Origin of the sequence: Allofournierella sp. (genome assembly GCF_017889395.1) — a bacterium.
GTDB lineage: Bacteria > Bacillota > Clostridia > Oscillospirales > Ruminococcaceae > Allofournierella.
Map to the genome: position 1 here is coordinate 1 of NZ_JAGHKE010000147.1, position 6,213 is coordinate 6,213.

Genomic DNA, 6,213 nt, shown 5'->3' on the forward strand with positions numbered 1-6,213 from the left:
CAAAAAACGCAGAACAAGGTGAAAACCTATTTCGTCACCATCCCGGCCCACAAATTTCTGCACATCAAAAATTATGAGAGTATTGGCTATTGGGATTTCTGGCAAAAGCAGAGTCGCATCCCCGGGCAGGACTGCGAAACGATCTGCAGCCTGCTGGACAGCATTCCTGGTAAGCTGGATGATCTGGGCGGCAGGGAAGCAAACAGCAGCAGTGGGCAGATCATGGCATTTACGAATGATTCCGCAGGGAGAATTTGCAGCTGGGGGATTCCGCTGGCTGAATGCTACGGAGTGCGCCTGCCGCTGGATTACGATGGGCCAGTGCCGGCGCAGATGTGTTTGATGGAGGTGGCGGAAGGAGACTACCTGGTGTTTGAGCATGGCCCCTTCGACTTTGAAACCGAGAACAGCGCGGTGGAGGAGGCCATGGAACAGGCGATGCGGGAATTTGACTATTCGGCGGCGGGCTATCGGCTGGATCTCACACCGGGAAGAATGTTCTATTTTTACCATGACTGCAAACGCTTCTGGAAATACATCCGCCCGGTGCGGAAAGAACAGAAACCGAGTGAACTCTGAGCGAGGAAATCAAAAAGACCGCTGACTTTTGTCAGCGGTCTTTTTGATGGTCGGAGTGTCATTAAAGGATCTGTGGAAATCCAGTAATATCAATGGTTTTCAGGCAGCAAGCAAGGCTTTCATCAAGCGAGAAACAAAAACAAGAAAGGGTGCCGCCCAAAGCAGCTTTGAGGTGGCACCCTTTCTTTGTAAATTTTGAAAGACCTTTTGCTAATCAGACCGTATCCCCAAAACATTGGGGCAAGTCAATCACAATGAGTATTATCTTGCAATGCTACTTCTCAGTATCTTCTGCTATTACAGTGGGCCTGATCGCAGTTAAAGTATATAACAATTTTTCCTCTCGAGTCATAGAATCGGTGCCAATACGAATTTCAAAATCTGCTTCTACACTTTGCGGAACAGAGAATACACTACTGATAAGAGAAGCTGCAATTTCTCCCTTTATCTTTTCTTTATCGGTAGTAATAAACTCAAAACTGCAACGCTCAACATTTGCTCCAACAAGTCGCCCGTAAACAGTTACATGTTCAACCATTTCTTCGATTTCTGAGTCAATAAAATCAAGGTTCACTGATAGTTCTTTGGTTGAAAAGTGTTTGCTGAATACGCTGTTATTGGGTGAAGCGTTGTTGATCTTTATTCCTGTTTTATTTGATAGCAAAGACCGCAATAAAGTTCTGTATCTTACAGCTACTCGAGGATTCTGAGTCGAAAGAAACTCTCGCAACTGCTCTTTATTTCCGGCAACCATAAAAAGCCTATTAAAGTCTTGAAGGGTCTGCGTCAATGGTGTTTCTTTATATAAATCACATAGCTCCCGAGACTTCAATCGTATGCCAACCGAAGCTGCAAACATTCCTGTCGCACACAAATAGCAATCGTCTTTCACTTTTTTAGGTATAGCGCCGCGCAATCCACCATCTTTGAAAGCAAGTGCATAGATAAGCTGTTGAACATTATTCAACATGTCGCCTAACGCAACACAAGAAATCTCTGTAATGTGAGTATCATCTTTTTCAAGCGAAATTTCAATAATGTCACGCATCTCTTGGTTAGCCTGCATTATAGGCGCTTCAGCAGAAGGGAGAATCTCCATCCCAGCAGCAAAATCAAGTAACTCACCGGCTTCAGGCAGTAAATCTTCTGTTAAAGTTTCGGGGTTGATAGCGGCAATAGAAAACTCATTTTGTATTTCTTCTATTTTAAAAAGTAGCGATTCTGGATTTAACAAAAGATCGCGAATTTCAATAGCATTTTTTTCAGCTTTCAAAAGCTTCCCAGATGAAATCGGGGCTAATAACCAAGCAGAATCCTCGTCATTTTCAGATGGAATTGCTACGGCGAAATATAGTTGCATGGATTTGGTAATACAAGAAAAAATCTGCGGTTCTTCATAAAACAAATAAATATGATGGTAAAATAAATCTCCAATGTAAGGCAGGGAGGCAAATAAATTATTCATTTATTTCACCACCTTCATTGCAAATCTCAAAGAATGTATGGGGCATTACTCCATCGTAGAGCCACCAAGTATAATGGTTAGGATTATCTCCGCTTGGCGTATGCATTATTTTTCCACGGTACTTATTATTTGTGCCGTTTGCGATGCGTTTGTACTTCTTTCTTAATTTTGGTGCTTTGCTTAATGCTCGTTTACAGTCATCAAAAGACTTGAACACAGAAAGCCCATACGCATTTACATTATTCTTGTGCTTCTCCGGGTTAATCAAATAGAAGGGCACAAAATCTTTCTCGGACAAAACGGGCCCTTTGCACAAACGGAATAAAACACATTCCTCGGCTAATGCTTCTGCGGGAGGACAGTTTTCTGGAAAATATGTAGGAAACCTGAGTTGAGCACTATCCATGAAACTTCCTCCCCACCAATAAATATACACAACAATAATAGCAGACATACTGGTAAAACGCAATAAAAACAAAACCAAAGAGTATGAAGGCCACCCCAACGAGACTGCAGGTGGCGTTTTCGTATATTTAGATCAGAGAAAGGAGGGGTGCGCCCCCACAGGCCAGCCATCGGGCTGGCTTTTTCTATTTCACAACGAAGGAGGTTTTTAGGTGGCTGACGATAAAAAAAGTATTCCCGATGCTGGGAAAGTGGACGAGCCCCCCAAGCTGGGAAAGGTAGAGCCTGCCAAAGCTGCTCCCCCGGTGCAGGAACAGCCCACCCCGGCCAAGACGGAGGCCCCCGTGGTAGAGGATGTGCCCAAGGTGGTAGCACCCCCTGCGGCGGAGGCTCCCAAAGACAAGGGCACTTCCGCTCCGTCTAAAGAGGGTACGCCGCAGCCGGGCAAGGACGAGAAACAGACCACGATCCCCGGCATGGGAGATCCTGCCCCCGCTGGAAAGGTGGTGGATTTTACTGCTGCCCGGGAAGGAGCGGCAAAGGGCAAGCCCCCGGAAAAGGCTGCGGCCCCGAATAAGGACAAGCAGGCGGACAAAACGAAGGATGCGGCCAAGCCCCGCAGGGGCCGCCCACCCAAGGCTGACAAGGCGGCCCCCGACAAGGCCAAGCCGCAACCTCGGGACAAAATGTCCCAAAGCAAACCGCCTGCCGAGAAAGGCGCTCCCGCTACGGCGGAGGCCCCGGCAGCAACCGAGCAGCCGCCCGCCCCTCGGGATGCTGCCCGTGGCGTGAAAGAGGAGATCGTGTATCTTAATCTTTCCGAACTGCATCCGTTCAAAAATCACCCCTTTGGTGTCCGGGACGATGCTGAAATGCAGGGACTGGTGGAGTCGGTCAAGGCTGCTGGGGTTAATCAGCCTGCACTGGTGCGGCCCCGTGAGGGCGGCGGATATGAGATCATCGCTGGACACCGCCGCCAGCGGGCCAGCGAACTGGCCGGGTTTGTCAATATGCCCTGTATCGTCCGCAACATGACCGATGACGAGGCAATCCTCGCCATGACGGATGACAACCTGCGGCACCGGGAGAGAATTTTGCCCACGGAAAAGGCGGCTGCGCTAAAACAGCAGGTGGAGGCCATCAAGCACCAAGGGGCCCGTCCCGGCGAGGATGACCGGGATGCTGGAAAACGCTCCACACAAATCGTCGGGGATCGCAACGGCATGAACTACAAGCAGGTGCAGCGGTATATCCGCCTGACCGAGCTTGTCCCTGATCTGCAAAAGATGGTGGACGAGAAGCAACTCTCTTTTACCCCCGCCGTAGAGATTTCTTTCATCCGCCCCAAGCATCAGAAGTATATTGCCGTCGCCATTGAGGGGCAAGCGTCCTCTCCGTCCCTCTCTCAAGCGCAGAAGATGCGTGAACTGGATAAGGAGGGCAAGCTGAACGGCGATGTGATCGACGGTATTCTGAGCGAACAGAAGAAGGAGGCTGACAAGGTGATCATCAACAGCGCCGAACTGGAAAAGTATTTTGGCAAGGACAAGACGCCCCGGGAGATGAAGGACACCATTCTGGCCCTGCTGGACGAGTGGAAGGAGAAGCAGCCCCCGGAGCTGGGCAAGACCGACAAGAAAAAGGATATGGAGAAGTAACCGACCTTGGGACAATTTGTCCCGAGGTCTTTTTCGTTCCCTCTTTCAAGGCTCTTTGGATTTATCCCCCGTCGCCGCCTTTTAAACGGCATGGCAGGGCGCTGTCCGTCAAGGGTGCATGGCACCGCCGCCCTGCGGCGGCTTGCCCTTTACGGGCGGCCCCGGCTGTGCCATTCCCGGGGCGTGACGGGGGTATATCCTCCAGAGTCGCCCCCTTTCCCATGAATGGGAAAGGGCGGGGGGATAGGGTTGAACACCATGAAACGGAGGTTTTCTATGAAAAGACCCCTTGCCTATATTACCGCCGCATGGTGCGGCGAGGACTACAAAAACACGGAACAGGTGGCCCGGTACTGCCGGGCGGTGTACGAGGCGGGCTTTTCGCCCATCTGCCCCACGCTGTATCTGCCCTTGTTCCTCAACGACGCCGTTCCCGAGGAGCATAAGAGTGGCATCGACATGAGCCGTGACCTGCTACGGCGCTCCCATGTGCTGGTGGTGTGCGGCCATACCGTCACCGAGGCTATGAAGAACGACATCGCCGTGGCCCAGCGGCTGGGGATCACCGCCACAACGCTGGAGGGCATCCTCACCGTCAAAGGACAGGGGCGGCGCTGATGCCCGCCCTGTTTGAAGCCTATGTCACCAACTTGGGGAAGTACAACGAAGGTGAGCTGGTAGGCGAATATCTGAAATTCCCCACGACACCCGAGGAGGTGCAGGCCCTCTTGAAGCGCATCGGCATTGACGGGGTGCGGTATGAGGAAATCTTCATCACCGACTTCGACGGGGATGTGCTGGGGCTGTACGACCACTTGGGCGAATATGAGAACATCGACGAGCTTAATCATCTGGCCTGCGTGATCTCCGAGCTGGATCAAGGCGATTTGGAGAAGTTTGAAGCGGTCATTGACAGCGGCGAATACACCGGCAGCGTGAAAGAGCTGATCAATCTGGCACAAAATCTGGATTGCTTCGAGTTTTATCCGGGTGTTACAGACGATGAAACGCTGGGGCGCATCTATGTGGAGGACATTGAGGCCATCGATGTGCCGGAACACCTGCTCAACTATTTCGACTACGAGGCATACGGGCGGGATATTCGGCTCAACGAGGATGGGCATTACGCCCCCGGCGGCTATGTGCTGAACAATGGCGGCAGCTTCATTGAGCACTACCACGGGCGGGAGGATATTCCCGACGAGCACAAGGTTTTCTCTATGCCCAAGCTCAACATCCGGGAGCAGATGGCCGCTTACAAAGAGGTCATAGACCGTTCCTCGCTGGAGGGAGAACGGCTGCACCCAAGAAAGGAGGTGCCGGAGCGATAACAAGACTTCGGGACAATTTGTCCCAAACATGGGGTGCCCCACAAAGTCGCATGACTTTGTGGGGAGAGGAGGAACAACGAAGCGGGCGGATTTCGGGCGGCAACGCCCGACGGAGCAGAGCGGAGTTTGTGACGACGAGGGGGTGGTTTGACTGGTAGATGAAGATATTTCCCGGCGCACGATTGCCGTTTCCGTGAAGGCGTCCAAGCTGACCGCCCGGGGCCTTGCCTATGTGCTGCGGGCCATTGGTCGGAAAATAGCCAAGTACCACCGGGCCAAGCAGACGCCCCACGGCAAGCAGAGCGTGAAAAAGCTCATGGCCCACGGTGCATCGGCATCCAGCATCGAGCTTTCCGGCGATACCAAGCTGTTTGACCGGGTGGCCCGGAAATGGAATGTGGACTACGCTTTTTACAAAACCGGGCCGGACAAATATCTGCTGTTCTTCAAGGCTGGGCAGGCCGACGCCATGACCGCCTGTTTTTCTGAATACTCCCGCAAGGTACTGAACAAGTCCAAGTCCCGGCGCATCCCCATCCGGGATCAGCTCAAACGGGCGTCGGAGCAGCTTGCCCAAGAGCGGCCCCGTGCCAAAGAGCGAGTACAGAAAGAGCGAGTACAGGAGGTGGTTCATGCCGACAGATAAAATCCGAAAGTACATTCTCCCCAACATTCCCTATCTGTTAATCGGCTGGGCCTGTCTGAAGCTGGGGACGGCCTACCGTATGGCGGCGGGGGCCGGGTTTGGGGAAAAGCTGCTGGGGCTGGGCCGGAG

Annotated in this window: 6 protein-coding genes and 2 pseudogenes; 6 read left to right on the top strand and 2 right to left on the bottom strand. The window is 52.1% G+C overall.

Annotated features, from left to right (window positions below):
• Window positions 1-579, top strand: a pseudogene (locus J7G73_RS12850) (AraC family transcriptional regulator); the annotation flags it as partial.
• 274 nt (window positions 580-853) lie between these two features.
• On the opposite strand, the gene J7G73_RS12855 reads toward J7G73_RS12850, so the two are convergent.
• Together J7G73_RS12855 and J7G73_RS12860 are read right to left on the bottom strand one after the other, a co-directional pair.
• Window positions 854-2,044 carry a DUF6575 domain-containing protein gene (locus tag J7G73_RS12855; RefSeq protein ID WP_191531268.1) on the bottom strand — a complete coding sequence of 397 codons (1,191 nt, stop codon included), beginning with the start codon at window positions 2,042-2,044 and terminating at the stop codon, window positions 854-856.
• Complete coding sequence (locus J7G73_RS12860; RefSeq protein WP_191531270.1) at window positions 2,037-2,450, bottom strand: hypothetical protein; 414 nt, start codon at window positions 2,448-2,450, stop codon at window positions 2,037-2,039. Before J7G73_RS12860 ends, J7G73_RS12855 begins: the two co-directional genes overlap by 8 nt.
• A 211-nt stretch (window positions 2,451-2,661) precedes the next feature.
• Between J7G73_RS12860 and J7G73_RS12865 the strand changes: the two genes are divergently transcribed.
• From J7G73_RS12865 to J7G73_RS12885, 5 genes and pseudogenes are all read left to right on the top strand, one after another.
• The gene (locus tag J7G73_RS12865; RefSeq protein ID WP_291246553.1) at window positions 2,662-4,107 is read left to right on the top strand and encodes a ParB/RepB/Spo0J family partition protein; all 1,446 of its coding nucleotides are present in this window, start codon (window positions 2,662-2,664) and stop codon (window positions 4,105-4,107) included.
• A 276-nt stretch (window positions 4,108-4,383) separates the two neighbouring features.
• The gene (locus tag J7G73_RS12870; protein WP_291246554.1) at window positions 4,384-4,725 is read left to right on the top strand and encodes a hypothetical protein; all 342 of its coding nucleotides are present in this window, start codon (window positions 4,384-4,386) and stop codon (window positions 4,723-4,725) included.
• On the top strand, window positions 4,725-5,438 hold the full coding sequence (locus J7G73_RS12875) for an antirestriction protein ArdA (RefSeq protein ID WP_291246555.1): 714 nt from the start codon (window positions 4,725-4,727) through the stop codon (window positions 5,436-5,438). The genes J7G73_RS12870 and J7G73_RS12875 overlap by 1 nt, the downstream gene beginning before the upstream one ends.
• Window positions 5,439-5,631: 193 nt before the next feature.
• Window positions 5,632-6,084, top strand: coding sequence for a PcfB family protein (locus J7G73_RS12880; RefSeq protein WP_291246556.1), 453 nt, complete (start codon window positions 5,632-5,634; stop codon window positions 6,082-6,084).
• Window positions 6,071-6,213: pseudogene (locus J7G73_RS12885) on the top strand (conjugal transfer protein TraG); the annotation flags it as partial. The gene J7G73_RS12880 and the pseudogene J7G73_RS12885, both read left to right, overlap by 14 nt.

Excerpts from the sequence above, each read along its gene's own strand:
- J7G73_RS12855 (WP_191531268.1), bottom strand. The coding sequence starts at position 2,044 with ATGAATAATTTATTTGCCTCCCTGCCTTACATTGGAGATTTATTTTAC.
- J7G73_RS12860 (WP_191531270.1), bottom strand. The coding sequence starts at position 2,450 with ATGGATAGTGCTCAACTCAGGTTTCCTACATATTTTCCAGAAAACTGT.
- J7G73_RS12870 (WP_291246554.1), top strand. The coding sequence starts at position 4,384 with ATGAAAAGACCCCTTGCCTATATTACCGCCGCATGGTGCGGCGAGGAC.
- J7G73_RS12875 (WP_291246555.1), top strand. The coding sequence starts at position 4,725 with ATGCCCGCCCTGTTTGAAGCCTATGTCACCAACTTGGGGAAGTACAAC.